The organism is Roseovarius confluentis (assembly GCF_002917925.1).
Lineage (GTDB): Bacteria > Pseudomonadota > Alphaproteobacteria > Rhodobacterales > Rhodobacteraceae > Roseovarius > Roseovarius confluentis.
The window spans coordinates 495,779-519,588 of the sequence record NZ_PPFE01000003.1 but is presented as its reverse complement, the minus strand read 5'-3'; the positions used below and the strand labels follow the sequence as shown (position 1 = coordinate 519,588).

23 protein-coding genes are annotated in these 23,810 nt (G+C 61.7%); 8 read left to right on the top strand and 15 right to left on the bottom strand.

Annotation, left to right across the window (positions count from 1 at the left end; translation table 11 throughout):
* Nucleotides 1-7: 7 nt before the first annotated feature.
* The gene (locus C2I35_RS22740; RefSeq protein ID WP_425442903.1) at nt 8-124 is read left to right on the top strand and encodes an integrase core domain-containing protein; all 117 of its coding nucleotides are present in this window, start codon (nt 8-10) and stop codon (nt 122-124) included.
* A gap of 37 nt (nt 125-161) precedes the next feature.
* Here C2I35_RS22740 and C2I35_RS10510 read toward each other — a convergent pair whose 3' ends face one another.
* The 5 genes from C2I35_RS10510 to dctP form a co-directional block, all read right to left on the bottom strand.
* Nucleotides 162-1,406 carry an NAD(P)/FAD-dependent oxidoreductase gene (locus C2I35_RS10510; RefSeq protein WP_103763017.1) on the bottom strand — a complete coding sequence of 415 codons (1,245 nt, stop codon included), beginning with the start codon at nt 1,404-1,406 and terminating at the stop codon, nt 162-164.
* A gap of 104 nt (nt 1,407-1,510) precedes the next feature.
* The gene (locus C2I35_RS10505; protein WP_103762975.1) at nt 1,511-2,494 is read right to left on the bottom strand and encodes a membrane dipeptidase; all 984 of its coding nucleotides are present in this window, start codon (nt 2,492-2,494) and stop codon (nt 1,511-1,513) included.
* A gap of 8 nt (nt 2,495-2,502) precedes the next feature.
* Nucleotides 2,503-3,795 (bottom strand): TRAP transporter large permease, encoded by a 1,293-nt coding sequence (locus C2I35_RS10500; protein WP_103762974.1) that lies wholly within the window; start codon nt 3,793-3,795, stop codon nt 2,503-2,505.
* A complete protein-coding gene (locus C2I35_RS10495; protein ID WP_103762973.1) occupies nt 3,792-4,292 on the bottom strand; it encodes a TRAP transporter small permease in 501 nt (166 codons plus the stop codon). The genes C2I35_RS10500 and C2I35_RS10495 overlap by 4 nt, the downstream gene beginning before the upstream one ends.
* Before the next feature lie 41 nt (nt 4,293-4,333).
* Nucleotides 4,334-5,341, bottom strand: coding sequence for a TRAP transporter substrate-binding protein DctP (gene dctP / locus C2I35_RS10490; protein ID WP_170067175.1), 1,008 nt, complete (start codon nt 5,339-5,341; stop codon nt 4,334-4,336).
* A gap of 182 nt (nt 5,342-5,523) precedes the next feature.
* Between dctP and C2I35_RS10485 the strand changes: the two genes are divergently transcribed.
* Nucleotides 5,524-6,942, top strand: a complete 1,419-nt coding sequence (locus C2I35_RS10485) for an aminotransferase-like domain-containing protein (protein WP_170067174.1) — start codon at nt 5,524-5,526, stop codon at nt 6,940-6,942.
* A gap of 384 nt (nt 6,943-7,326) precedes the next feature.
* Here C2I35_RS10485 and C2I35_RS10480 read toward each other — a convergent pair whose 3' ends face one another.
* Together C2I35_RS10480 and C2I35_RS10475 are read right to left on the bottom strand one after the other, a co-directional pair.
* The gene (locus C2I35_RS10480) at nt 7,327-7,782 is read right to left on the bottom strand and encodes a free L-methionine (R)-S-oxide reductase MsrC (RefSeq protein WP_103762970.1); all 456 of its coding nucleotides are present in this window, start codon (nt 7,780-7,782) and stop codon (nt 7,327-7,329) included.
* Between the two features lie 69 nt (nt 7,783-7,851).
* Entirely contained in the window at nt 7,852-9,024 is a 1,173-nt protein-coding gene (locus tag C2I35_RS10475; protein ID WP_103762969.1) for a thiolase family protein, read from the bottom strand.
* 112 nt (nt 9,025-9,136) lie between these two features.
* On the opposite strand from C2I35_RS10475, the gene C2I35_RS10470 reads away from it, so the two are divergent.
* The 3 genes from C2I35_RS10470 (at nt 9,137) to C2I35_RS10460 (ending at nt 11,731) form a co-directional block, all read left to right on the top strand.
* A complete protein-coding gene (locus C2I35_RS10470; RefSeq protein ID WP_103762968.1) occupies nt 9,137-9,475 on the top strand; it encodes an STAS domain-containing protein in 339 nt (112 codons plus the stop codon).
* A gap of 9 nt (nt 9,476-9,484) precedes the next feature.
* Nucleotides 9,485-9,952 carry an ATP-binding protein gene (locus C2I35_RS10465; RefSeq protein WP_103762967.1) on the top strand — a complete coding sequence of 156 codons (468 nt, stop codon included), beginning with the start codon at nt 9,485-9,487 and terminating at the stop codon, nt 9,950-9,952.
* 201 nt (nt 9,953-10,153) lie between these two features.
* On the top strand, nt 10,154-11,731 hold the full coding sequence (locus C2I35_RS10460) for a gamma-glutamyltransferase family protein (RefSeq protein ID WP_103762966.1): 1,578 nt from the start codon (nt 10,154-10,156) through the stop codon (nt 11,729-11,731).
* A 41-nt stretch (nt 11,732-11,772) separates the two neighbouring features.
* Here the strand turns inward: C2I35_RS10460 and hspQ are convergent, their stop codons facing one another.
* Nucleotides 11,773-12,099, bottom strand: a complete 327-nt coding sequence (hspQ, locus tag C2I35_RS10455) for a heat shock protein HspQ (RefSeq protein WP_103762965.1) — start codon at nt 12,097-12,099, stop codon at nt 11,773-11,775.
* Between the two features lie 200 nt (nt 12,100-12,299).
* On the opposite strand from hspQ, the gene C2I35_RS10450 reads away from it, so the two are divergent.
* A complete protein-coding gene (locus tag C2I35_RS10450) occupies nt 12,300-12,893 on the top strand; it encodes a transglycosylase SLT domain-containing protein (protein WP_103762964.1) in 594 nt (197 codons plus the stop codon).
* 20 nt (nt 12,894-12,913) lie between these two features.
* Here C2I35_RS10450 and C2I35_RS10445 read toward each other — a convergent pair whose 3' ends face one another.
* The 5 genes from C2I35_RS10445 to C2I35_RS10425 form a co-directional block, all read right to left on the bottom strand.
* Nucleotides 12,914-13,510, bottom strand: coding sequence for a LolA family protein (locus tag C2I35_RS10445; RefSeq protein ID WP_103762963.1), 597 nt, complete (start codon nt 13,508-13,510; stop codon nt 12,914-12,916).
* Between the two features lie 114 nt (nt 13,511-13,624).
* A complete protein-coding gene (locus tag C2I35_RS10440; RefSeq protein WP_103762962.1) occupies nt 13,625-14,203 on the bottom strand; it encodes an exopolysaccharide biosynthesis protein in 579 nt (192 codons plus the stop codon).
* An 83-nt stretch (nt 14,204-14,286) separates the two neighbouring features.
* Nucleotides 14,287-17,256 carry a DNA translocase FtsK gene (locus tag C2I35_RS10435; protein ID WP_103762961.1) on the bottom strand — a complete coding sequence of 990 codons (2,970 nt, stop codon included), beginning with the start codon at nt 17,254-17,256 and terminating at the stop codon, nt 14,287-14,289.
* 15 nt (nt 17,257-17,271) lie between these two features.
* Nucleotides 17,272-18,450: an aminotransferase class I/II-fold pyridoxal phosphate-dependent enzyme gene (locus C2I35_RS10430; protein ID WP_103762960.1), complete on the bottom strand. Its 1,179-nt coding sequence runs from the start codon at nt 18,448-18,450 to the stop codon at nt 17,272-17,274.
* 211 nt (nt 18,451-18,661) lie between these two features.
* Nucleotides 18,662-19,990 carry an amidase gene (locus tag C2I35_RS10425; protein ID WP_103762959.1) on the bottom strand — a complete coding sequence of 443 codons (1,329 nt, stop codon included), beginning with the start codon at nt 19,988-19,990 and terminating at the stop codon, nt 18,662-18,664.
* Between the two features lie 92 nt (nt 19,991-20,082).
* Between C2I35_RS10425 and C2I35_RS10420 the strand changes: the two genes are divergently transcribed.
* Nucleotides 20,083-21,333 carry an FAD-dependent monooxygenase gene (locus tag C2I35_RS10420; protein ID WP_211286129.1) on the top strand — a complete coding sequence of 417 codons (1,251 nt, stop codon included), beginning with the start codon at nt 20,083-20,085 and terminating at the stop codon, nt 21,331-21,333.
* A gap of 106 nt (nt 21,334-21,439) precedes the next feature.
* Here the strand turns inward: C2I35_RS10420 and rsmD are convergent, their stop codons facing one another.
* Nucleotides 21,440-21,994 (bottom strand): 16S rRNA (guanine(966)-N(2))-methyltransferase RsmD, encoded by a 555-nt coding sequence (rsmD, locus tag C2I35_RS10415; protein ID WP_103762958.1) that lies wholly within the window; start codon nt 21,992-21,994, stop codon nt 21,440-21,442.
* Entirely contained in the window at nt 21,991-23,196 is a 1,206-nt protein-coding gene (locus C2I35_RS10410) for an NAD(P)/FAD-dependent oxidoreductase (RefSeq protein WP_103762957.1), read from the bottom strand. The genes rsmD and C2I35_RS10410 overlap by 4 nt, the downstream gene beginning before the upstream one ends.
* A gap of 90 nt (nt 23,197-23,286) precedes the next feature.
* Here C2I35_RS10410 and C2I35_RS10405 point away from each other — a divergent pair, with 90 nt between their 5' ends.
* Complete coding sequence (locus C2I35_RS10405) at nt 23,287-23,775, top strand: peroxiredoxin (RefSeq protein WP_103762956.1); 489 nt, start codon at nt 23,287-23,289, stop codon at nt 23,773-23,775.
* The last annotated feature ends 35 nt before the right edge of the window (nt 23,776-23,810 follow it).

Here is a 23,810-nt window from a genome sequence, read left to right as displayed (position 1 = left end):
GGCCCAGATCGTCATCAATGGCTGGCTCAAACAGTACAATCATACCCGCCCACACCAGGCCCTAAATATGCGACCGCCGGTGCCCGAGACTCTACGAAGAAATGGCCCAGTCATTCGGGGCTAGACAGACACACGAACGAATCTAGATTTAGCTCTTGCCACTAGCTCCAGAAACGCCGGGGCGTTAGTCCTGAAATATCAAAGTGGGGAAGCTTTCCCCGGACCAATTCAGAAACAATTCGCCCTGTGACGGGTCCAAGGGTCAGTCCGACATGTTGATGTCCAAACGCGAAAATTACGCGTTCGGACTTTGGAGATGGGCCAATCACTGGCAAGGAATCCGGCAATGTCGGACGATAGCCCAGCCAAGGTTTTTCCGGCGCCCCAAGCGGACCAAACATCTCCAAGGATCTTTTGTGAAGATAGTCAATGTTGCGTGGATTGCTCGGCGCGTCCAGCGAAGCAATTTCCACGGTCCCTGCAAAACGAAGACCTTGTGCCATTGGCGTCGCGTAGAGCCCGGCCTCCGCCCAACCCACGGGTCGCGAAGTAATTGCACCGTGCCCTGGATAGACAATGCTGTAGCCTCGCTCGACGCCAAGCGGCAAATATTCCGCGCCGGTGCCCCGAATGCGAGTGGAAAAGGCTCCAGCTGCCAATGCGAAATAGTCGCCGCTCACGGTGTCGTCATTCTCTAGCGCCACAGTCACACCGGCCTTGTCCGGAACCACTGTCCGGACGTTGTCCTGAATCCATTTGCCACCCAGCTCCAGAAATCGACGGTGCATTCGAATCACGAGTTCTTGTGGGTTCAGAACATGACGAGCTCCGTTGAACTTAAGACCTTTATGGATCTTTCCCTTAAGACTCGGCTCAAGATCCCGTGCTTCGTCGGCAGTCAGAAGCTCCAATGCGACGCCATTCGCGCGCTGCGTTGCGATGCCCCCTAGCGCTGCATCAAATCCGGCTTCTGTAGACCAGATATACATACAGTCATTGTCAACGATCAGGTCATCCGCGCTGCATTCCGAAATCATTTCGTCCAAGCTGCTGTTTGCGTGCGAAAGCAGAAGACCCAGTTGAGAACTTATGTGTCTTACTTTTGATGCGCGGCAGTGCGACAGAAATGACAGCATCCATCGTGGATTACGGAGACCGTATTTCCAATCGAAACTCAACGGGCTGTCCGAACGTGTCAAAAGACGCGGCAGGCTCGCAGGTATTGAAGGACTGTTGATCGGAACACTGGCATAAGTGGCAATTGTGCATGCAGAGCCCGAAGTCGTGCCTGACCCAGGAAGATTGCCATCACAAAGTAGAACTCGCATTCCATCTTTCCGGGCCCAAAGCGCCGTCGACATTCCGACGATACCGGCTCCCGCAACGATGAGGTCGAAATTTTGCATAAGCGCGTTCAGCCTCCGCATGCCTTGGGTGAAAAAGAGCCTAAGCCATTCCGCACGCAACTTTCGGGTGTGATACCGACGTACACGGCATCACACTTAAAAAGTCACCAGACATCGTTCAGCAGGCGAACCCAGTTCTTGCCAAGCACGCGTTCGATCCTGGTTTCGGTCCATCCTCGCCGTTTCATGGCATCGCGAATGTTTGGGAAATCGCAAATCTGCTCTATGCCCGTAGGGAATTTCAACTCTCCGAACGATGTAAGCCGGCGAGAATTGCCCTTGTCATGCATGGCGTACTCCTGCCAAGACCACGGATGTCCCTGAGACATGTCAGTACCAATTCCGACACTCTCTTCACCGACAAGATTTACGACGTAGTCAACGACCTCGACATAATCATCTATTGTCGAATTCGTACCCTTGGGTAGGAACGGTGGAAAAATAGTGATGCCGATATATCCCCCACCCTCAGCGACACGAAGCAGTTCTTCATCACTCTTGTTCCTGGGATGGTCCTTCAACGAAGAAGGGCAGCAATGAGTATATGCCAAGGGTTTCGTCGAGATTTCGCAAGCCTCTTTCGCAGAGCGCCCACCAACGTGCGAGAGATCGATTAGAATTCCCAGACGATTCATCTCCGCGATCACATCTTGGCCGAAGCCGGTGACCCCGCTGTCCCGCTCTTCGAAACAGCCCGAGGCAACAAAGTTCTGCGTATTGTATGTGAGTTGCATGATCTTCACGCCAAGTTCCGCATACACCTCTAGAAAGTCGATGTTGTCATCAATGCCGGACGTGTTCTGCCACCCCAGAATGATCCCAACCAGCCCGTCGCGTGCGGCCTGGTGAATATCTTCTACACTCCTGATCTGCATGATTAGATCTGCGTTCTCATTGAACAGTCGTTTCCAATGAGCCACGGCCTTCATGGTGTCATGAAAGCCTTCCCATACACAACACGTGCAATTCGCAACGGTAATACCGCCTTTTTTCATTTCCTCGAAAATACCGCGGTCGAAATTGCAGACGAGCAGAGTGTCAGCAATGATCGGCGCTTCTGCGTTCGTTAAGGTGGATAGGTTGTTCATTGGTCCTCTCAGTTCATTATCCAGTTGGGAAGAAACGTGATTATCTCCGGAAACGCCGTAAATATCCCGAGGCACGCCAACATGATTGCCCAGTAAGGCAACGTTTCTCTCGAAGCTTCGGCCACTGAAACCTGGCCTCGCGAAATAGCCGAAAGAACAAACAGGTTGATGCCTACCGGGGGCGTTATCATTCCGATTTCGATCAGGATTGTTACGGCGATCCCGTACCAGACAGGATCGAATCCTGCCGCCATCATCATTGGGAATGTCAGCGGCAGGGTCATGAGCATGACTGACAGGCCGTCAAAGAAACATCCAAGCACGAGGTAGATTACGGCCACTGCAAGAAAAACCGTGTACTTCCCCAAGGACATTTCAGCGACCAGCGTAGTTAGCTGCATGGGAAGCCCGAGGATACTGATGACCTGGGTCAGCATGGCCGCTCCGACCATGATAAGCGCGATAGTCCCGAAACTGACGACTGACTTCGTCAGAGCTTCAAGCAGTCGCTTGAAAGTCAGCGTTCCGAACGCAAAGCCCATGACAACAGTCGCGAAGGCGCCCAAGGCCGCCGCTTCTGTCGGGGTGGCGACGCCGAGGTATATCGTACCGAGCACTGCCATCATCAGAACCGCGATTGGCCACAGCCCGACCAGCGCCAAGATTGTTTCCTGCCACGTGGAAGTTTCCGTACTTTCCGGTAGCCATTTGGCGCTCAACTTAGCTCGGATCACGATGTAGATCATGAACGCGCCAGCCAGGAACATACCCGGAATCAGGCCCGCCAGAAACAGCCGGCCCACGGATACATCTTGTGTCGCGCCGTAAATTACGAGGATAAGGCTGGGCGGCAGGATGATGCCAAGCGTGCCGGATGCAGCCAACAGGCCGACGACGCTTCCCTTGGGATAGCCCCGCTCTGCCAACTGAGGATAGGCAACCGATCCAACGGCAGCCGCAGTTGCAAGGCTTGTACCGCTTACGGAACCGAACAGGGCCCCTACAGCCACGTTGGTATGCATCAGCTTGCCGGGAAACCGCTGAAACAAAGGTAGCACCGAAGCATAAATTCGAGAAGTCAGACCACTTGCCAGCAGTACTTCCCCAAGAACGATGAAGGCCGAAACCGCGGTCAGGGTGAAGCTATTGAAGGTGTTCCAAGTCGCCGTTACCGCCAACTGAAAGCTGCCCCCGACGAAGGCTTCGATCAACAGGAACGCGGTGGCACCCAGCGCGACACCGATTGGCACGCCCAAGAGCAACAGAACGACCAAAGACGCTATTAGCAGGCCCCAGATCAATTTTCCGCGCTCCGGTCTAAACGCTCGTCTTGCTTGGCGGCCGAACGAGGAGCAAAAAAGACTCGGTATGCGTAAGCCAGACATGCGATTGCCGATGCCAATGGCATGACATACATCCAGTAGCTTACCGGCAAAGCAGCCGCTTCCGTCAAAGCGCCAATCTGATACGAGAAATCCGCGAAGACAAAACTCTGGTAAGAAAACAAGCCGAAGAACACGACGCAGACAACTGCGGACACCCTTTTACAAAGAGTGCGCCACGTAGCCCCTAACCTTTGGGTCAAAATGTTTATTTCAATGTGATCGTTATCAAGGGCCGACGAAAGTATCCCGATGAACGCGCTGGTCACGAACAGAAGTGCTGCGAGTTCGTCCGAGTAATCGATCGGACGGTTAAGTAGATATCTGGACAGAGTCGCATAGAGAATTAGCAGTAGGAATCCGGCAATGATGCATCCCCCCACACACTTCAGGAATCGAGAAGTAGAATTTAGCATTGCCGGTCTCCCAGTCTAAATGTCGCCCAGAGAAGTGTTTCTTACTCTTCAATGGCTTTCTTGATTGAGACCATGTTCTCGACCGCCTCAGGGCCGATCTCCTCGGACATTTCCTGCCAGGCCTCTCGGGCGGCAGCAGTAAATGCCTCCTGGTCAGCTTCAGAGAAGGGTTCGATTATCTCTCCGCCCTGGTCGATTAATTTCTGAATTCCTGCTTCTTCACGCTCACCACTCAGGAATTCTTCGTTTGTGTATTCCAATGTGTCTTCTGCCGCGGCATCAAGCGCCGCTTGGCTTTCGTCAGAAAGAGCTTCGTATCGATCTGTTGAAATCAGGATGTTGATGGGCACGCCTGCATGCGGATGAAGCGGAGCGCCATAAGGAGCGACTTCCTGAAGGGATACAGTCGTTGCAACACTTCCCATATAAGTCGCGCAATCGACCACACCGGTTTGAAGCGCTACGTACATGTCGCTTTGTGGGATGATGCTGGCCGCGACATCGAGCTTTGCAAATGTCTCGACTTGGTGGCGGCCCCAAACTCTCACCTTCTTGGATTTGAGGTTTTCGAGTGTATTCACAGGTTCCTTGCAGAAAATGTGAACGACACGCTCAGGCACCTGGATCGCCCCCAGCGTCTTGATGCCCCATCTGTCAAAGATAGGCTCGTACACGTCCTGGATCGCCGGAACAGCTTTCAGCTGCTGCTCAACTTCTTCGATGGCGCCCTGAACATATGCGACAGCCATCGCAGGCTCATCTCGCGCTACATACTCGGGATAAAGAACAGACATATCCACCGCCCCGGAAGGAAGGATGCGCAGAATGTCCGGATCCTTAATCCCAAGGCTGCCGCCGTGGTACGGCTGAATATTCAGGTCACCGCCGGAATGCTCCGCCACACGCTCAGCGAAGTACTTTACGTAATCCGCAACTGGACGGCTCTCGACCCAAACAGAATGAAGGCGAAGAGTTTCCGCGCTCCCGGAGCCAGCAGAGAAAGGTGACGAAAGCGCGGCCAATACGCCAGCAAGGACAAGTGTCTTCATTTGTATACTACCTTTTTCGCTTTGAATTGTTTTCACGTATCTCAGCGTAGAGACTAAATTGACCATCAGTCAATACTATATGTCATACAGTTAAAATTGTCTGCCCCATTTGAATTGAAGAAGACTTTCATTCTGATAAGATGCGTGAAAACTTGGCAGTCTCTGGAGGAGGAAGCTGCAATATGGACTCGAATTCTCAGAATATTCCCACGCAATCCGAAGAGGAGGTTTTGAAGCATCTTCGCTCGTGCTTGGACGAGACATCAGAAGATCAGGCCATCTACTTCCGAATTGCGGCGGTTCTGTCATCCAAGATTTCAGAAGGGTATTTCGAGGCGGGCGAATGGCTTCCTTCGCACAGATCGTTGGCGCGATCGTTCGATGTGAACCTGACGACGATTACGAAATCACTGAATTATCTGAAAGACAGAGGAGTCATCTCTGCACAGGCTGGCAAAGGAACTGTCGTACGCGGAAGGGCATTGGACCACACACCTCCTTCATACGACGTTCCGGATGTGACACCCGAAATTGACCTTTCGGTCCACACTCAGACCCTGGATGCGGTAAAAAGCATTTTGCAAGACGGAGCTAGCGAGTTCTTCGCTTCTGCCACATCAGAAATATACAGCTATTATCCGGCAGCTGGCGACACTCATTCGCTGGATACTGCACGCAAATGGACCCGTTTGCTCGGCTTCGAGGAAACAGAGTCAAGCCTGGCCGTGACTGCAGGCGCACAACACGCATTGTTGATCGCGCTATCTGCATGCATGCAAAGAGGCGACGTCATCCTGGCTCCCACGGTCGTATACCAAGGCTTGAAATCTTCGGCAAAAATGCTCGGCCTTGGCATATTGCCGGTCCAAATCGACGAGGACGGGATCATTCCTGATGAGCTGGAAAAGTCGCTTCGGAACCCGCGGGTCAAGGCGCTTTTTGTAATGCCGAACTTCGACAATCCAACCACAATCACAATGAGCAAAGAGCGCAGGGCTGCCATCGCTAGAATTGCTAAGGCCCATTCGCTGATCTTAATCGAAGATGATGTGTACCGACCATTGGCCACGGACGACCTGACCAGCCTACGGCGCCTCTATCCAGAAGGGACGTTCTACTTTTACTCGCTTTCAAAAGTTATCACACCTGGCTGCCGGTTCGGTATCCTTGCCTACCCGCCCGCCTTTGCGAACGCAGTCGCGACCGCTTCACGCGGTAGTGTTTGGATGCCGGAAAGATACTCGTTGGCAATTGCGCGTTGGTTAATCCAAAGCGGAGCAGGCCGAGAAATTTTGAAGATTACGCGAAAGACGAATGTCACACGCCATGAAATTGCCAGGCAAATCTTAGGACCCCAACTGCTACAGACCAGAGAGGAAGGCAACATCATCTGGCTTCCTATGGCTACAGAAGCACAGGCAAAACAAATGAAGGATCGCCTTGCCGCCCGCGGAGTTGGCGTTTCGGCCTCGGACGTTTTCAAGATCGGTGAGAACGGACAGCCCGATGGCATCAGGATTTACAAGTCTTCCGCAAAGAATGAAGACGAGTGGCGGATCGCACTCCGAACCATAGCCAGTCAGTTTCACCAAATGAATTAGACCTTAGCCGCCAGAGGCTCTAAATTGAGGAAAGATTGGAGTCGTGGAAAAGGACAACAGAGCGATTCGATATTCACCTGAGACGCGCGCGAGAGCGGTGCGGGTGGTTCTCGATAATCAGGGCAGTTAACTTTGTGCAGATGGGTCTTTATAGACCATTACTCTGGGGAACATATCTTCGAGACCGCGGCAGCAGAGTTTCTGAACGAAATGAGCGAGCTACGGAAAACGCACCTAGGGGTTTAAGTGCAATGTCGAACGTGGACAGAAGGGGGGATACCCTTAAGCTCCTTCCAGATAACCAACCGAAAATAGAATAATTTTTTCGTTGACAATACTCCCGCCGGAGGCATCGACACCCGCACCGCGCGCGCCGGCAAATCTCTACAAGCGTCCGAATACCATCCGAAGGATCGCGCCCAATCCGTCGGCATCCGCCGCGTCGAACGCCGCCGGCTGATCGCTGTCGATATCCAGCACCGCCAGCAGTCGCCCCTGCCCGTCCCGCACCGGCAGGACGATCTCCGACCGGGTGGAACTGGCACAGGCAATATGCCCGTCGAAACTGTCGACATCATCGACCAACTGCACCTCGCCCGTCCGCGCCGCCGCCCCGCAGATGCCCCGCGAAAATGGGATCTGCAAACACCCATGCCCGCCCTGGTAGGGGCCGATCTTCAACAGGTCGGGCGCAGTCACCCGGTAGAACCCGGTCCAGTCGAACCGGTCGTCGGCATGGTGCAACTCGCACACCACCGTCGCCATCAGCGCCACTTCGTCACTCTCACCTTCCGTCAACGCCCCGATGGTCTTGGACAACGCGTCGTAATCCGCACGCATAACTCACCTCCCACGCCAAGAGTTTTCAATAAAACTCTTGGCAAATCTTTTCCGAAAAAGATTTGCGCCTCAGCCCCGCTCGATCGCGATGGCCGTGCCCTCGCCCCCGCCGATGCAAATCGCCGCAACACCGCGCTTCAGATCTCTTTTTTCCAGCGCATTCAACAACGTCACCATGATCCGCGCCCCGCTTGCCCCGATGGGGTGACCCAGCGCACAGGCCCCGCCATGCACATTCACCTTCTCACGTGGCAGGCCCATTTCGTGCATGAAAGCCATCGGCACCACGGCAAACGCCTCGTTCACTTCCCACAGGTCCACCTCGTCCTTCGTCCAGCCGATCCGCTCCAGCAGCTTCTGCGCCGCCGGCACCGGGGCCGTGGTAAACCATCCAGGCGCCTGCGCGTGGCTGGCATGGCCCAGGATCCGCGCCCGGACCTTCAGCCCCTGCGCCTCCGCCGCCTCGCGCGAGGCCAGCACCAGCGCCGCCGCCCCGTCGCTGATCGAGCTCGAATTGGCCGCCGTCACCGTCCCGCCGTCGCGGAACGCAGGCTTCAGCTGGGGAATCTTTTCGGGCCGCGCCTTGCCGGGCTGCTCGTCCACCTCGATCACCACCGTGCCCTTGCGCGTCTCCAGCGTCACCGGCGCGATCTCGCCCGCGAACGCACCGCTCTTCTGGGCCTCCAGCGCCCCTTCTAGCGACCCGATGGCATACGCATCCTGCGCCTCGCGGGTGAACTGGTATTTCTCGGCGCAATCCTCGGCAAACGTGCCCATCAGCCGCCCCTTGTCATAGGCGTCTTCCAGCCCGTCGAGGAACATGTGGTCGATCACCTGCCCATGCCCGATCCGCGCCCCGCCGCGCATCTTGGGCAGCAGGTAGGGCGCGTTCGACATGCTCTCCATGCCGCCCGTCACCATCGTGTCGGTTTGGCCCAGCGCGATCTGGTCGAACCCGATCATCGCCGCCTTCATGCCCGAGCCGCACATCTTGTTCAGCGTGGTCGCCGGCACGTCCTCGCCCAGCCCCGCCTTGAACCCCGCCTGCCGCGCCGGGGCCTGCCCCTGCCCAGCGGGAAGAACACAGCCCATCAACAGCTCGCCCACGGTCGCGGCACCTGCATCCTTCAGCGCCGCGGAAATTGCAGCGCCGCCCAGGACACTGGCCTCGACCCCGTCGAAATCCCCCTGGAATCCGCCCATGGGCGTTCGGGCCGCACCCGCGATCACAACCTCTTTCATGCCGACTGTCCTTTCATCCTTGGGTACCGCTCCGAAAAAGCTCTCGGGGCCAAACGGTTTGGTAAGGAATTGCGCCTAGTCTGCGCGCATCTTTCCCGTGTCCGGAGGCTTCATGCAACTCACCTGCGCCACTCACAACAACATCAAGGTTATCACGGTCGAAGACAACCGCATCGACGCGGCCTCGGCGATCCGGTTCAAGGATGAAATGCGCACCCTGACGGATGATGGCGCGGATCACGTGCTGCTTGACCTCTCCGGCGTCGCCTTCGTCGATTCCAGCGGCCTTGGCGCCATCATCGCCTCGATGAAACAAATGGGCGATGGGCGACGGCTGGACCTTGCCGGGCTGACCCCGGACGTTGCCAAGGTGTTTCGCCTGACGCGGATGGATTCGATCTTCGTGATCCACAAGGACATGGCAGCGGCGCTCCAGCGCGCGGCGGGCTGACGCGGCAAAGTGGCCGCCACCGCCCCTTCGCAATCCGCCCCGCTCGCCGCGCTCTCGTCCACCGCGACGGAACTTGACGTGCGCGACATGGTCGAGGCGCTTGGCGCGGCCCTCACCGATGCCGGGATTGATGGGGACCTGCGCGGCTCGATCACCCTCGCAGTCAGCGAGGCGCTCAACAACGTTACCGAACACGGCTATGCCGGCCGCGCCCCCGGCGAGGTGCACATGGTCGTCGATCTGCTGGCCGACCGCGTGCTGGTCACGCTGTCCGATTCGGGCCACGGCATGCCCGGCGGCGCGCTACCGCCGGGCCTCCTGCCAGACAGTTCAGGCGCCCGCGCGGACCTTCCGGAAGGGGGGTTCGGGTGGTTTCTCATTCACAAGCTGTGCCTTGACCTTTCCCACACCCGCCACGCGGGTCGCAATACGCTGCGTATGACCTTTCCTCGCTACTTGGCGCCGGAAAAATCCTGACGTCACCGAATTGCCCCAATCCCATCGCAGAGCCGCCCCAATGGATCGGCACAAACGATCCCGTAGCTGCATATGGCTTCCCTCGGCGCCGCGTTTTACAGCCCCCACCCAGTGCGCGGCGTCGAGGTTCTCTTCCTCCTGATTGGCATTTCCTGACGCACCCCGTAAGGTGCCGAAAAACCACCAATCACCGGAGCTATCATGCGCGATTTCCAACGCCCCGGCCGCTCGGCCGTTCTGGCCACCAACGGCATGTGCGCCACGTCGCACCCCCTGGCCGCACAGGCCGCGGTCGACATCCTGAAACGCGGCGGCAACGCCATGGACGCGGCTATCGCCGGTGCCGTCCTGCTGGGGATCTGCGAGCCGCAGATGACCGGGATCGGCGGCGACTGCTTCGTTCTGTTCACGAAACCCGGCAGCGATGACATTCATGCGCTCAACGGCTCCGGCCGCGCCCCCGCCGCCGCCAGCGCCGCCGACCTGCGCGCCCGCGGCCTGGAAACGGTGCCCCTGCACGGCCCCGAGGCGGTCACGATTCCCGGCGCCGTCGACGCCTTCTGCCATTTGTCCGACACCCACGGCAAGCTGGGTCTCGATGCGCTGCTCGCCCCCGCCATCCACTATGCCGACAACGGCGTGCCAGTCGCCCCGCGCGTCGCCAGTGACTGGCCCAGTGCCGGCGAATGCCTGCAGGGTCACGGGCTCACACATTTTTCGAACGGCGGCAAACCCCTGAAACAAGGCGAGATCTTCCGTTGCCCCGGCCAGGCCGAGGTGCTGCGCCGCGTCGCCCGCGACGGGCGCGACGCGTTCTACAAGGGCGAAGTGGCCGACGACATGGTGGCGGCCCTCAATGCAATGGGCGGCGTTCACACGGCGGACGATTTCGCTGCCACCGCCTGCACGCCGACGGACCCGATCAGCGGCAGCTATGCCGGCATCGACCTGGTCGAGCATCCGCCCAACGGCCAGGGCGCCACGGCGATCCTTCTGCTCAACATCCTTGCGCAGTTCGACATCGCGGCGATGGATCCTTTCGGCGCCCACCGCGCCCATATCGAGGCCGAGGCGACCAAGCTGGCCTACGACGCCCGCAACCGCATCATGGCCGACAGCGATCACATCGCGCGGCTCGATCACATGCTGTCAATGGACACCGCCAAGGCGCTCGCCGCGCTGATCGATCCGAATAAGGCCATGCCATCCGCGACAACGCTCAGCGAGGCCGTGCACCGCGACACGATCTACATCACCGTGGTCGACAGCGACCGCATGGCCGTGTCGCTGATCTATTCCATCTTCCACGGCTTCGGCTCCGGCATCGCGTCGGAAAAGTTCGGCATCCTGCTGCAAAACCGCGGTGCCGGCTTCACGCTCGAAGAGGGCCACGCGAACGAGATGAACGGCGGCAAACGCCCCATGCACACGATCATCCCCGGCATGCTGCGCGACAATGGCCGCGTCACCATGCCGTTCGGCGTCATGGGCGGCGCGTACCAGGCCAACGGCCACGCGCGTTTCGTGTCGAACCTGCGCGATTTCGGCTTCTCCCCGCAGGAGGCGATCGACGGCCCCCGCTGCTTCCCCGACGCCGGCGAGCTGCGGGTAGAGACGGGGTATTCCCCCGACGTGCATCGGGCGCTGGCCGACCTGGGCCACAACGTCGTCGAACCCGACGAGGCCATCGGCGGCGCGCAGGCGATCGAGATCAAGGAAAGCGGCGTGCTCGAAGGCGGCTCCGACCCGCGCAAGGACGGCTGCGCGCTGGGATATTGATGCCCCGACGGGCCCGGGGCGCGGCACCGCGCCCCTCGGGCTCAGTTCAGTTGGAAGTGAAGCGGGTACTGCCCATCCTCGAACGGGCCGAACAGGTCCGGAATATCCGGATGCCCCACCGGCTCACCCGAATAATCCGCGATCAGGTTCTGTTCGCTGACATAGGCCACGTAATAGGTCTGATCGTTCTCCGCCAGAAGGTGATAAAACGGCTGATCCTTCACCGGGCGGCTCTCCTCGGGAATCGAGTCGTACCACTCCTCGGTATTGGCGAACTCCGGGTCCACATCGAAAATCACACCGCGAAACGGATGTTTGCGGTGTTTCACGATTTGACCAAGGTGATATTTTGCACGCGTCTTCAACATTCATCTAGCCCCTACCGTCACACTCTACTGCGTTCAACCGAGTTTTGTCCAATCTGAGCGGCCTTTTTCTCGGGAAACAGTCTGTGAACGCTGGCCCGACAGTTCGTGCCGCGCCTTCACGCCAAAGCGTGAAATCCGCCATTCCCAAGGCTCGATTTTTTCGTTAAACTTAAAAGAAAAACAAACATAGCGAGAGGCAGATGAGCAGACGTCTTCGCACGATCATTGGAATGGTGGCCTTGGCCACTCTGAACGCCTGTGGTGGCGGCCCCAGCGGCCCGCCGCCCGACAATCTGGAAAATGCCTGTGCCATCGTGGCGCAGAAACCGCACTACCTGCGGGCCTTTAAGGCGACCGAACGTCGCTGGGGCGTGCCCGTGCCGGTGCAGATGGCCACGATCTACCAGGAAAGCAAGTTCGACGGCGAGGCGCGCACGCCCTTCCGCTGGACGCTCGGGGTGATTCCCATGGGCCGCCAAAGTTCCGCCTACGGCTACAGCCAAGCGCTGGACGGCACGTGGGAGGAGTATCTGAACGACGGCAACCGCGCCGCGCGGCGTAACGATATCCGCGACGCGACCGACTTCATGGGCTGGTACATGGCGCAGTCGAACCAGCGCCTGGGCATTCCCATGCACGACGCGCGCAACCACTACCTCGCCTATCACGAAGGGCGCACCGGCTTTAGCCGCGGCAGCTACAACGCCAAACCCTGGCTGTTGCGCGTGTCTGGCGAAGTGGGCCAGCGCGCCATCGTCTACGATCAACAATTGCGGGCCTGCGGGCGGCGCTAAGCCGCCCCGCCTCGCCCGGCCTACCTGTCGATCCGCTTGAACTTGTCCTTGCCGGGAATGACGAACCTGTCATTGCCCAGCTGCATACCCGTGGTCAGATCGCCCAGCACCACGGTGGTCTTGCTGCCACCGCTGTCGTTGATCACCCATTGACGCAATTCGACCGGGTTGCCGGTGAACACCAGCTCTATATTGCCGTATTCCGGATGCGCGGGGTCCTGTGCGCGTACCGTGGTCGTCTTGCCGTCGCTGCTATGGCCGGTGACCATGCGCGCGCGGCCGAAATCCACATTGCGCTGCAGGATGATCTTCAGCGGCGTGCGATCCAGCGGATAGGCCTCGCCCCCGGTATTCGACTTGGGGTCGATGATGCCAACCGTGTCGCCATCGGCCACCACCAGCGTCTGCTCCGGCGGATTGTATTCGAACCGCACCCGCCCGGGCCGCTTGATATAGATCTGTCCGGTGCTGATCGTGCCATCGTCGTTGATCTGGGTGAACTCGCCCGTCGCCGAACTGAAACTGTTCAGGTATTGCGAAATCTCGTTCAGCGACAGCTTTTGGGCCATCGCCGGCGTGGCCAGTAGCATACTCAAAGCCAAGGCAACCATGCGCATGAGGGGAAACCTCTCCTTAATTCATCGTCTTCGCAAGATAGGCACACCCGCGCTGTTATGCGATAGCAATCGGCGCAATTGCGCGTGAGCCCTCTCTTCTCCGGCCTCAACGCTTCAGAACGGGAAAAGGTTTACCGCCGCGAACAGCGCCCCGGCGCTCGCCGCGAACGCCACCACCATCAACACCCCGTCTCGCACCGTGATCGCCAGCCCCACAAGGGCGATGGCCGAAAACGGGATCAGCGCCGCGAAGGGCACCACTTCCAGCGGCGGGATCATCAGACACAGGCCCGCCACCACGCAGGCGGCGGCGATCTGCGCCGGCTGCCCGGTCAGCGCCTCCAGCCGGTGCCCGAAATACCGGTCCATCCACTGCGCCACGGGACGCGCCTTGCCGACCGAGCGGGTGACTTTCTCATCTTCCACTGCCCGGTTGCCGATCCTGTCCGGGATCCAGAAACTCTGCCGTCCCAGCAGGATCTGCACGGCAATCAGGATCACGAGAATGGCAAACAGGGTCGGCACACCCGGGATCCCGCCCAGCGGCGACGCGCCCAGCAGCGCGATGACGAAAATGATCGGCCCAAACCCGCGCCCGCCAATCGCATCGACCACGTCCCTGACCGAGACGCTGTCTTCGCCTTCGGCCAGCCGGTCGATCTCATCCAGAAGTGTCTCGGCGTCCCCGGCCATTCACCTGTCCCTCTCGCGTTGTCGTTCGGTACCACGCCAACGCGACAGTCAGGAAAACGTTTCCCGGGGACCAGTGCCGGAACTTACTGCTCCGGCACCAGGATCTCGCGCTTGCCCACGTGGTTGGCGGCACTCACGACACCCTCATCTTCCATCTGCTCGACCAGCCGCGCGGCCTTGTTATAGCCGATGGCCAGCTTGCGCTGGATATAAGACGTGCTGCATTTCCGGTCGGTAATGGCAATCTGAACGGCCTGGTCGTACAGCGCGTCCTCGCCATCGGTATTCCCGCCCGTCGACAGACCCAGAACCGCATCGATTTTGTCGGCCTTGTCGTCCTCGGGGCCGTCCTGCACGCCCCCCACATAGACCGGCGGGCCAAAGGCCTTCAGGTGGTTCACCACCTCTTCGACCTCCTCGTCGCTCACGAAGGGCCCGTGACTGCGGGTAATCTTGCCGCCGCCCGCCATGTACAGCATGTCACCCATGCCCAGAAGCTGCTCGGCCCCCATCTCGCCAAGGATCGTGCGGCTGTCGATCTTGCTGGTCACCTGAAAACTGATCCGGGTGGGGAAGTTGGCCTTGATCGTGCCGGTGATCACGTCCACCGACGGGCGCTGCGTGGCCATGATCAGGTGGATCCCGCTCGCCCGCGCCATTTGCGCCAGGCGCTGGATGCAAGCCTCGATCTCTTTGCCGGCGACCATCATCAGGTCGGCCATCTCGTCGACGATGACCACGATGAACGGCATCTTCTCGGGCGCGAATTCCTCGGTCTCGAACACCGGCTCGCCCGTGTCGTCGTCGAACCCGGTTTGCACCGTCCGGCTGAACATCTCGCCCTTGGCCAGCGCATCGGCCACGCGACTGTTGTAACCGTCGATGTTGCGCACGCCCATCTTAGACATCTTGCGATAGCGGTCTTCCATTTCCGCCACGACCCACTTCAATGCCACCACGGCCTTCTTCGGGTCGGTCACCACCGGGCTCAGCAGGTGCGGAATCCCGTCATAGACGCTCAGTTCCAGCATCTTGGGGTCGATCATCACAAGGCGCAGATCCTCGGGCGTCAACTTGTAAAGCAGGCTGAGGATCATCGTGTTGATCGCCACCGACTTGCCTGAACCCGTCGTCCCCGCGATCAGCAGGTGAGGCATCTTTGCCAGGTTCGCCACCATCGGGTCGCCGCCGATATCCTTGCCCAGCGCCAGCGGCAGCTTCTGGTTGCCATCGCCATAGTCGCGGCTCGACAGGATCTCGCGGAAACTGACCATCTCGCGGTTGTCGTTGGGCAGTTCGATCCCGATCACCGACCGTCCCGGCACCGTACTGACCCGCGCAGACAGGGCCGACATCGACCGCGCGATATCGTCGGACAGGCCGATCACGCGGCTGGCCTTCAGGCCCGGCGCAGGCTCCAGCTCGTACATCGTCACCACGGGGCCGGGGCGCACGCTGACGATCTCGCCCTTCACGCCATAGTCATCCAGTACAGTCTCCAGCATGCGGGCGTTTTCCTCCAACGCCTCGTCGCTCAGGTGATGGCGCTGGATGTTGACCGGATTGGTCAAGAGGCTCAACGGCGGCAACTCGTACTCGACCTGCGGCTTTTCCTCGAATTGCAGCTTGGGCTGCGCCTCGGCCTGCGCCCGGGTGGACGGTTGCGGCGCACGACGCGGCGGGTGCTGCACGACCTTCTTCGGCTCGGCCGCGGGCATTTCCGCGGGTGTTGCGGCGCGCGAGTAAACCGGAACCTCCGGCTCTGCCTCGTAAGCGTCATAGGCGCCATAGCCGTCGTCGATCACCTCGTCCTCGGGCATGGCTTCGACCATCTCCTGCATCGGCGCATGGGTCGGCGCGACGCCCGGCACAGCTCGTCCGGCAGTCAGCGGCGGCTCGGCCCGCACCGTGTTTTGCGGCGCGGTGTTCAGGATCAGCGGGTCCGGCCCACGGCCACGGCCACGGGTCAGCGGCGCCACCGACTCGACCTGCACGGCGGGGTTCTGGCGCACCCGGCTCTTGATCACGTCGGCGATCTTGGCGGTGACCCGGTCGCCACTGGGGGCGGGCATGTCAGGCATTTCCGACGCCTCGATCAGTTCCGGCTCGGGCTCACGCTCGGGCCGGCGCATCAGCGACGGCATCCGCGACAGCAGCCCACCGGTCTTTTCCGGCGCGGGGCTCATGTCATATTCCGGCGCTTGGCTTGCAACAGGCGCGGCATAAGCCTGCCGCGGGGCACTCGCGACCATCGCCGGCTCGGCCCGGTGCACGCGCGGCTCGGGCACAGCCGCCTCGGCCCGGGCTATCTCGTCGGCCTCGGCACGGTCCTGCATCCGGCGATCCCGGCGCTCTGCGGCCTTGGCCTGCGCCGTCTTCGCGGCCCCTGCGGCGATCCCGCCACCACGGGCCACCAAGCCGCGCAGCGTGGCATAGGTCATGATCGTGCCCACCACCAGGAACCGTGCGATCTGCGACAGCTCCAGACGGCTGAACCCCAGGATGAACGCGCCCAGCGTCACCATCCCCACGGCCAGCAGCAGCGACAACAGCTTCAGCCCGAAGGTCGCGCTGATCGGCAGGAATCCCAGCACGGTACCCAGCGCCATCTCCCCGAACAGCCCGCCATAGCCAAAGCTGTGCGAGGCCGACCATGCCGCGCTCGGCTCCAGCGACGAGGCATACATCGCCAGAAGCGCGATCCAGATCGGCGCATAGATCAAACGGCCAATCGCCCGGTCCTGACCGCGGTGCAGGGCGAAACGCACACCCCACGCCCCAAGGACGACGGCAAGGCCCCACGCCCCCCATCCCACGATCATGAACAGCGGCGCGGCAATCGATGCGCCCATGCGGCCCAGCATGTTCTGCACCGGCGCGTCCGTCGCGGCCATCCAGCTGGGGTCGTCGGGGTTGTAGGATGCGATCATCATCGCGGCGGCAAATCCCAGTGCCAGCAGGGCCAGTCCCAGAAGTTCCTTGCCTCGCTTCTCGATCGCTTCCGCCATCGAGCTGTCCAACAGCGGGTCACGTCCGCGCGTCTGATATGCCATGTTGCCTCTTCCTCGTTAATTATAAAGACAGTCACGCAGCTGCGTCAGGCCGCGTGCCACCTCCTTCTTTGGGGCCACCATCGCGACCCTTATGTATTCTTTGCCGGGGTTCAGCCCGCCAGCCTCCTGCGCCAGGTACGCACCGGGCAGCACCCGCACGCCTGTCTCTTTCCACAGCTTCAGCGCCGCCGCCTCGCCATCCTCAACCGGCAGCCACAGGAAAAACCCCGCCTCGGGACCCTGATAGCCCGGCACGCCGTCAAAGATTTCGTCGGCCAGCGCGAATTTCTCCTGGTAAAGCCTGCGGTTCACGTCCACGTGCTTTTCATCCGCCCAGACCTTGGCCGCCGCGTGCTGCAACGGCATCGGCAGCGGCGTGCCCGCGTAAGAGCGTAACTGCCGGATCCGCTTCATGCTCTGCGGCCCCGCCGCCACGAAACCCGACCGCAACCCGGCCAGGTTCGACCGCTTCGACAGGCTGTGAAACGCCACCACCCGCTCGGGGTCTGCGCCCATGTCCTTCGCGACTTCCAGCGCACCCACTGGCGGCGTCTCGCGGTAGATCTCCGAATAGCATTCGTCGGCGAAGACCTTGAAATCGTGCTTTTCCGCCAGCCCGATCAGCGTTTTCCAGTAATCCGCGTCCGCCACCGCGCCCTGCGGGTTCGACGGCGAGCACAAGTAGGCCACCGTCACCCGGTCCAGCACATCGTCGGGCAGGCTGGCGAAATCCGGCAGAAACCCGGTTTCCCGCGTCGCGGGCAGGAACATCGGCTCCGCCCCTACGCTCAGCGCCGCCACCATGTAAACCTGGTAGAACGGGTTCGGCAGCAGAACGATCGGCTGCTTGCCGTTCTTCGTCTCGGGGCACAGCGTCATCATCGCGTTGTACAGCCCCTCGCGCGTCCCGTTCAGCGCCATAACGTGCCGGTCCGGGCTCAGCTCCACGCCATAGCGCCGCGAAACCCAGTCACAGAACGCCGAGTTCAGCGCCGGAATACCCTCGTTCACCGGGTACTTGCGGAACTCGCCTGCGTGCTTCTCGATCACGTCCATGATCCACGCCGGAAAATCGTGCTGCGGCTCGCCGATGGTCATGTGAATCACATCACCGCCGGGCTCGTGCACGTCCAACAGGCTCCGCAAACGCGGAAACGCATATTCCGGAAGGTTCGAAAACCGCTCGGGAAACATCAACACTGCCTCTAGGTTACGGGATCGTTGTCGCCCCGTTTGAAGCAAATCTACAAAAGCCCCCGCGTTGCGTCCAGCAAAACCAACCGGGGTCGCGGGGATTGTGGCATTTTTGGCAAGAGGTTAGCGGATACCTCTAAAGTAGACCAAGTGTTGTGGCCGTCCGGCATCACCTAGACAAGATTTTGCGTCCAGTGATGATTTCGCCTGTTCAGGCCAACGCCGTCTCGGCGGCCTTGGCGACACGCAGAATCCGCTCTTCCTCGAAGGCTTCGCCGCACATCATGAGCCCGCAACCGGGGGTGCCCGTGGGCAGGTTGACAGCGGCCAGACCCATCAGGTTGCCCACCCGCGTGTTGCGCAGCGCCAGCAGATTTTCGGTCACGTAATAGTCGTCGTCGGTCATCAGCCGGTCCACCTCGGGCGGCAGGTTCGGCGCTGTAGGCATCAGCACCGCGTCATAGGGTTTCATCCGTTCCGCCCACTGGATTCGCAGCGCCGCCAGCAGGTTCCACCCCGCCACGTAGTCACAGGCCCGGAATTCCTTGCCGGATTCGAACCGCTCGCGAATGGGCTTGAACATCTTGTCCGGGTTGGCCGAGATCACGTCGCCCCAGATGCCGTAAGCCTCCGACGTGAACAGGATCGCCGACAGCGGCATCGCCTGCTCAGCCTCCGGCGACTCCACCTCCTCGATCCGCGCCCCCGCGGCTTTCAATCGCTCCAACGCACTGAAATAGGCATTGCGCGGTTCGTCCCGGATGTCCTCGAACACCACCGACTGCAACGCAGCGAACCGCATCCCCTCCAGCGACACGTCCTCCAGGTCCGCCGCCTGTCCACCTTCAAGCGCGGCCAGCATCAGCGCGCAATCTTCCACGCTGCGGCCCAGCGGCCCGACCGTGTCGAACTTCGCGCAAAGCGGCACCACCCCGTCCAGCGACACGCGCCCCGACGTGGTCTTCAATCCCACAAGGTCGTTCCACGCCGACGGGATACGCACCGATCCGCCCGTGTCCGACCCGATGCCGCAGGCTGCCAGCCCATGCGCCACGCTCGCCGCCGCACCCGAGGACGATCCCCCCGGCACCAGCTTCGGATCGTGCACATTTGGCGGCGTCGCCGTCATCGGGTTCAGCCCCAGCCCCGAAAACGCCAACTCGCTCATATGCGTCTTGCCCAGGCACACCAGCCCCGCAGCGGTCGCGTTGCGCAGCACGTCCGCGTCCCGCTCCGGCACCCGACCCTGCAACAGGCGCGTGCCCGCCTCCGTCGCCGTCCCCGCGCTGTCGAACAAATCCTTCCAGCTGATCGGCACGCCATCCAAGGGCCCCAGCCGCCGCCCGGCCCGCGCCCGCGCCTCCGCCGCCTGCGCCTCGGCCCGCGCGCGTTCATGGGTGACCACGGAATAGATTTCGTTTCGCGCAGGATGCGCGTCGATTGCCGCCAGATACGCCTCGGTCAGCGCCACCGGCCCGATCTCGCCCGCCTCGATCCCGCGCCCCAGCTCCGCCGCACTCATCTTCAGCCAGTCACTCACTCCGGGCCCCTCCGCGCCGTTTCAGAATTGCCCGCATGAATGCAGATGACCCCGCGCAACGCAAGCCCGCCTGACAATTGATGCCGCCACACATGGACAATCCGGCCCGCGCCGACATATTGAACCGCATGGACCATGACAGCGATATCCTAATTGTCGGTGGCGGCCTCACCGGGCCTGCGCTGGCACTGGCCGCCGCACAGGCTGGCCTGACCGTCACCGTCATCGACACCCTGCCCCAGACCGTGCGCGAGGATGCCGCCTTCGACGGTCGCGCCTATGCCCTGGCGCTGGCCTCGGTGCGCCTGCTCACCAATATCGGCATCTGGGACCGCGTCGCCGACAACGCTCAGCCCATGCTGGAAATCAAGGTCTCCGACGGCCGCGCCGGCGAAGGGGCCGCGCCATTCTTCCTGCATTTCGACCATGCCGAGATCGAGGAAGGCCCGATGGGCCACATGCTCGAGGACCGCTACCTGCGCCGCGCCTTTCTCGAGGCGATGCAGGACGAGGACCGGATCGCCCAAGTCACCGACACCGTCACCGCGCAAGAGTTCACGCAGTCCGGCGTCACCCTCACGCTCGCGTCCGGCAAGACCCTCGCGGGCCGTATCGTCGTCGGGTCCGACGGGCGCGCCTCGGGCACCGCCCAGCGCGCCGGGATCGCCCGCACCGGCTGGAATTACGGTCAGACCGCGCTGGTGGCCGCCATCGAACACGAGCTGCCCCATAACGGCATCGCGCACCAGTTCTTCATGCCCCCCGGTCCGCTGGCCATCCTGCCCCTGCCCGGCAACGTCAGCTCCATCGTCTGGTCCGAGACCGAGGCGACCGCCGCCCGCTTCGCCGCGCTGGATGATGCCGAATTCATGGAGGTTCTGCGCCCCCGCTTCGGCGATTTCCTCGGTGACATCGCCCTGCGCGGCAAGCGCTTCACCTACCCGCTGAACCTGACGCTCGCCAACGCCTTCGTGGCCGAGCGCCTCGCCCTGATCGGCGACGCCGCCCACGGCATGCATCCCATCGCGGGCCAGGGCCTAAACGCCGGGCTGCGCGACGTGGGCGCGCTGGCGCAGGTCCTGACCGACGCCACCCGCCGGGGCGAGGATTTCGCCGCACCAGACGTGCTCGCCCGCTATCAGCAGTGGCGCCGCTTCGACACCGCGACGCTGGCGGTGACGACCGACCTCACCAACCGGCTCTTTTCCAACGACAACCTGCTCCTGCGCGCCGCGCGCGACATCGGCATGGGCGCACTGTCGGCCATGCCCGGCCTGCGCCGCAGATTCATCCGCGAAGCGGCGGGCCTGACCGGCGACCTGCCGGAGCTGATGAAGGGGTGAATCCGCGCGAAGGTAAAAACCAACCGTCCCGGACCTGATCCTGCCTGCCCCGAGCCTGACCCGGGGGGACCTCCTCGCGTAGGGTGGGTGAAAACCCACGCGCCCCCTACCCCGCCTCCAGAATCCGTATCACCGTATCCCCGTACCCCCGCTCATCGATCAGGCTCCACTCCTCCGGCACCGCGACCGCGCCACCTTCCTCCCACACGATCAAAGCGCCCGGCGCGATCCACCCCCCGGCCATCGCCGCGCCCAAAGCCGCCTCGCCCAACCCCTTGCCATAAGGCGGATCGAGGAACACCAGCCCGCTGGCCTCCGTCGCCGCGCCAAGCTTGCGCGCATCCCGGCCAACCAGCGTCACCCGGTCCGCAACACCGCAAATCCCGATATTCTCCCGGATCAGCCGTTGCCCCACGCGCCCGCTTTCCACGAACACCGCACGGGCCGCCCCGCGCGACAGCGCCTCCAGCCCCAGCGCCCCGGTCCCGGCAAAGAGGTCCAGCACCGCGCCCCCCTGCACCCGGTCCCCGAACCGCGCCATCAACACGTTGAACAGGCTCTCACGCACCCGGTCCGAGGTGGGGCGCAGCCGCGCGCCCTCGTCCCCCTTGCCAACCGAGGCCAGCCGCCGCCCGCGAAAGTCGCCGCCGATGATCCTCACGCCTTCAACAGCGCCTTGAGGTCCGCGCCGGGGTCGGCCACCACCGCGGGATCAGCGGTTTTCCCATTATCGATCAGCCGCTTGCCCACCATGTAGGCCCGCGCATCATTGGCCGCGTCCACCGCCAGCAGCGTATCACCCGCGTAATACCAGAACGAGATACCGCCCTCGCTCTCGCGCGTCACGACGCGGTCATACCCCACGTTCAGCCCCGCGATCTGCAACTTGACGTCATACTGGTCCGACCAGAACCACGGTTGCGGCACATAGGTCTTGCCCGCCCCCATGATGTTCTCGGCCACGCATTCCGCCATGTCGATGGCATTGGGCACGCTCTCCAGCCGCAGGCGCGCGCCCCGATACGGAAAACTCGCGCAATCCCCGGCCGCCCAGATCGACGGGTCGCTGGTACGTCCCTGCGCATCCACCTTGATCCCGTTCTCGACCTCGACGCCGGCCGCCTCGGCCAGCGCCGTGGCGGGGGTGATCCCCACACCCACGATCACGAAGTCTGCCTTCAGTTCCGTGCCGTCGTTCAGCACAGCCCCGCTGACCCGCCCCTCGCCGGTCAACCGCTCCAGCCCGACGCCTTCGCGAATGTCCACCCCGTGCGAGCGGTGCAACGCCCGGAAGTAATCCGACGTCTCCTTCGCCGCCACGCGCTGCAGGATCCGGTCCGCCATCTCGACCAGCGTCACCTTCAACCCCTTCGAGGCGGCCACCGCAGCCGCTTCCAGACCGATATAGCCGCCCCCCACGATCAGCACCTTCGCGCCTTCGCGGAACTCCGGCCCCATGCTGTCCACGTCGCGCAGGTCGCGCACCACGTAGACACCCTCCAAGGCCCCGCCAATCGCCGGCGGCAACCGTCGCGGCACCGACCCCGTGGTCAGGACAAGATGCTCGTAAGACACAGCCTGCCCACCGGCAACGACCACCTTGTCGGTCCGGTCGATCGCCGTCACCGCCGCATCAAGCCGCAGGTCGATCATGTTCTCGGAATAAAAGCTTTCGGGCCGCAGATAGAGCCGCTCCAACTCCATTTCGCCCAACAGGTATTTCTTCGACAAGGGCGGACGCTGGTAGGGCGGTGCATGTTCTTCGCCGATCAGCGTCACCTTGCCGTCATAGCCAAGCGTCCGCAGCTTCGCCACCAGCGAACTTCCCGCCTGTCCGGCACCCACGACAACGATCCCCGACATGTCCCCTCCTGCAAATTCAACATGGCCCTCGGGCCGTCAGGGCCTATACTTACAGGCAATCGAAACGCAAACGAAAGACAGGATGCGACAATGACGATCACCACCGGCGACAAACTCCCCGATGCCACGCTGCTCAAGATGGGCGCCGACGGCCCCGAAGAGGTCGCGCTGTCCGACAAGACCAAAGGCCGCAAGGTGGCGATCTTCGCCGTCCCCGGCGCCTTCACCCCCACCTGCCACTCGGCCCACGTGCCCAGCTTCATCCGCACCAAGGCCGATTTCGACGCCAAGGGCGTGGACGAGATCATCTGCATCTCGGTCAACGACGCCTTCGTGATGGATGCCTGGGGCAAGGACACCGGCGCCACTGATGCGGGCATCACGATGCTGGGCGACCCGCAATCGGAGTTCACCAAGGCCGTCGGCATGGATTTCACCGCGCCACCCGTTGGCCTCATCGCCCGGTCCAAGCGCTATGCCATGCTGGTCGAGGATGGGACCGTCAAGGTCCTGCATGTCGAGGACAACCCCGGCGCCTGCGAAACCTCCGCCGGCGAATCGCTGCTCGACGCGATCTGAAGAATCAGGCCGGGGCGCGCGCGCGTCCCGGCCGC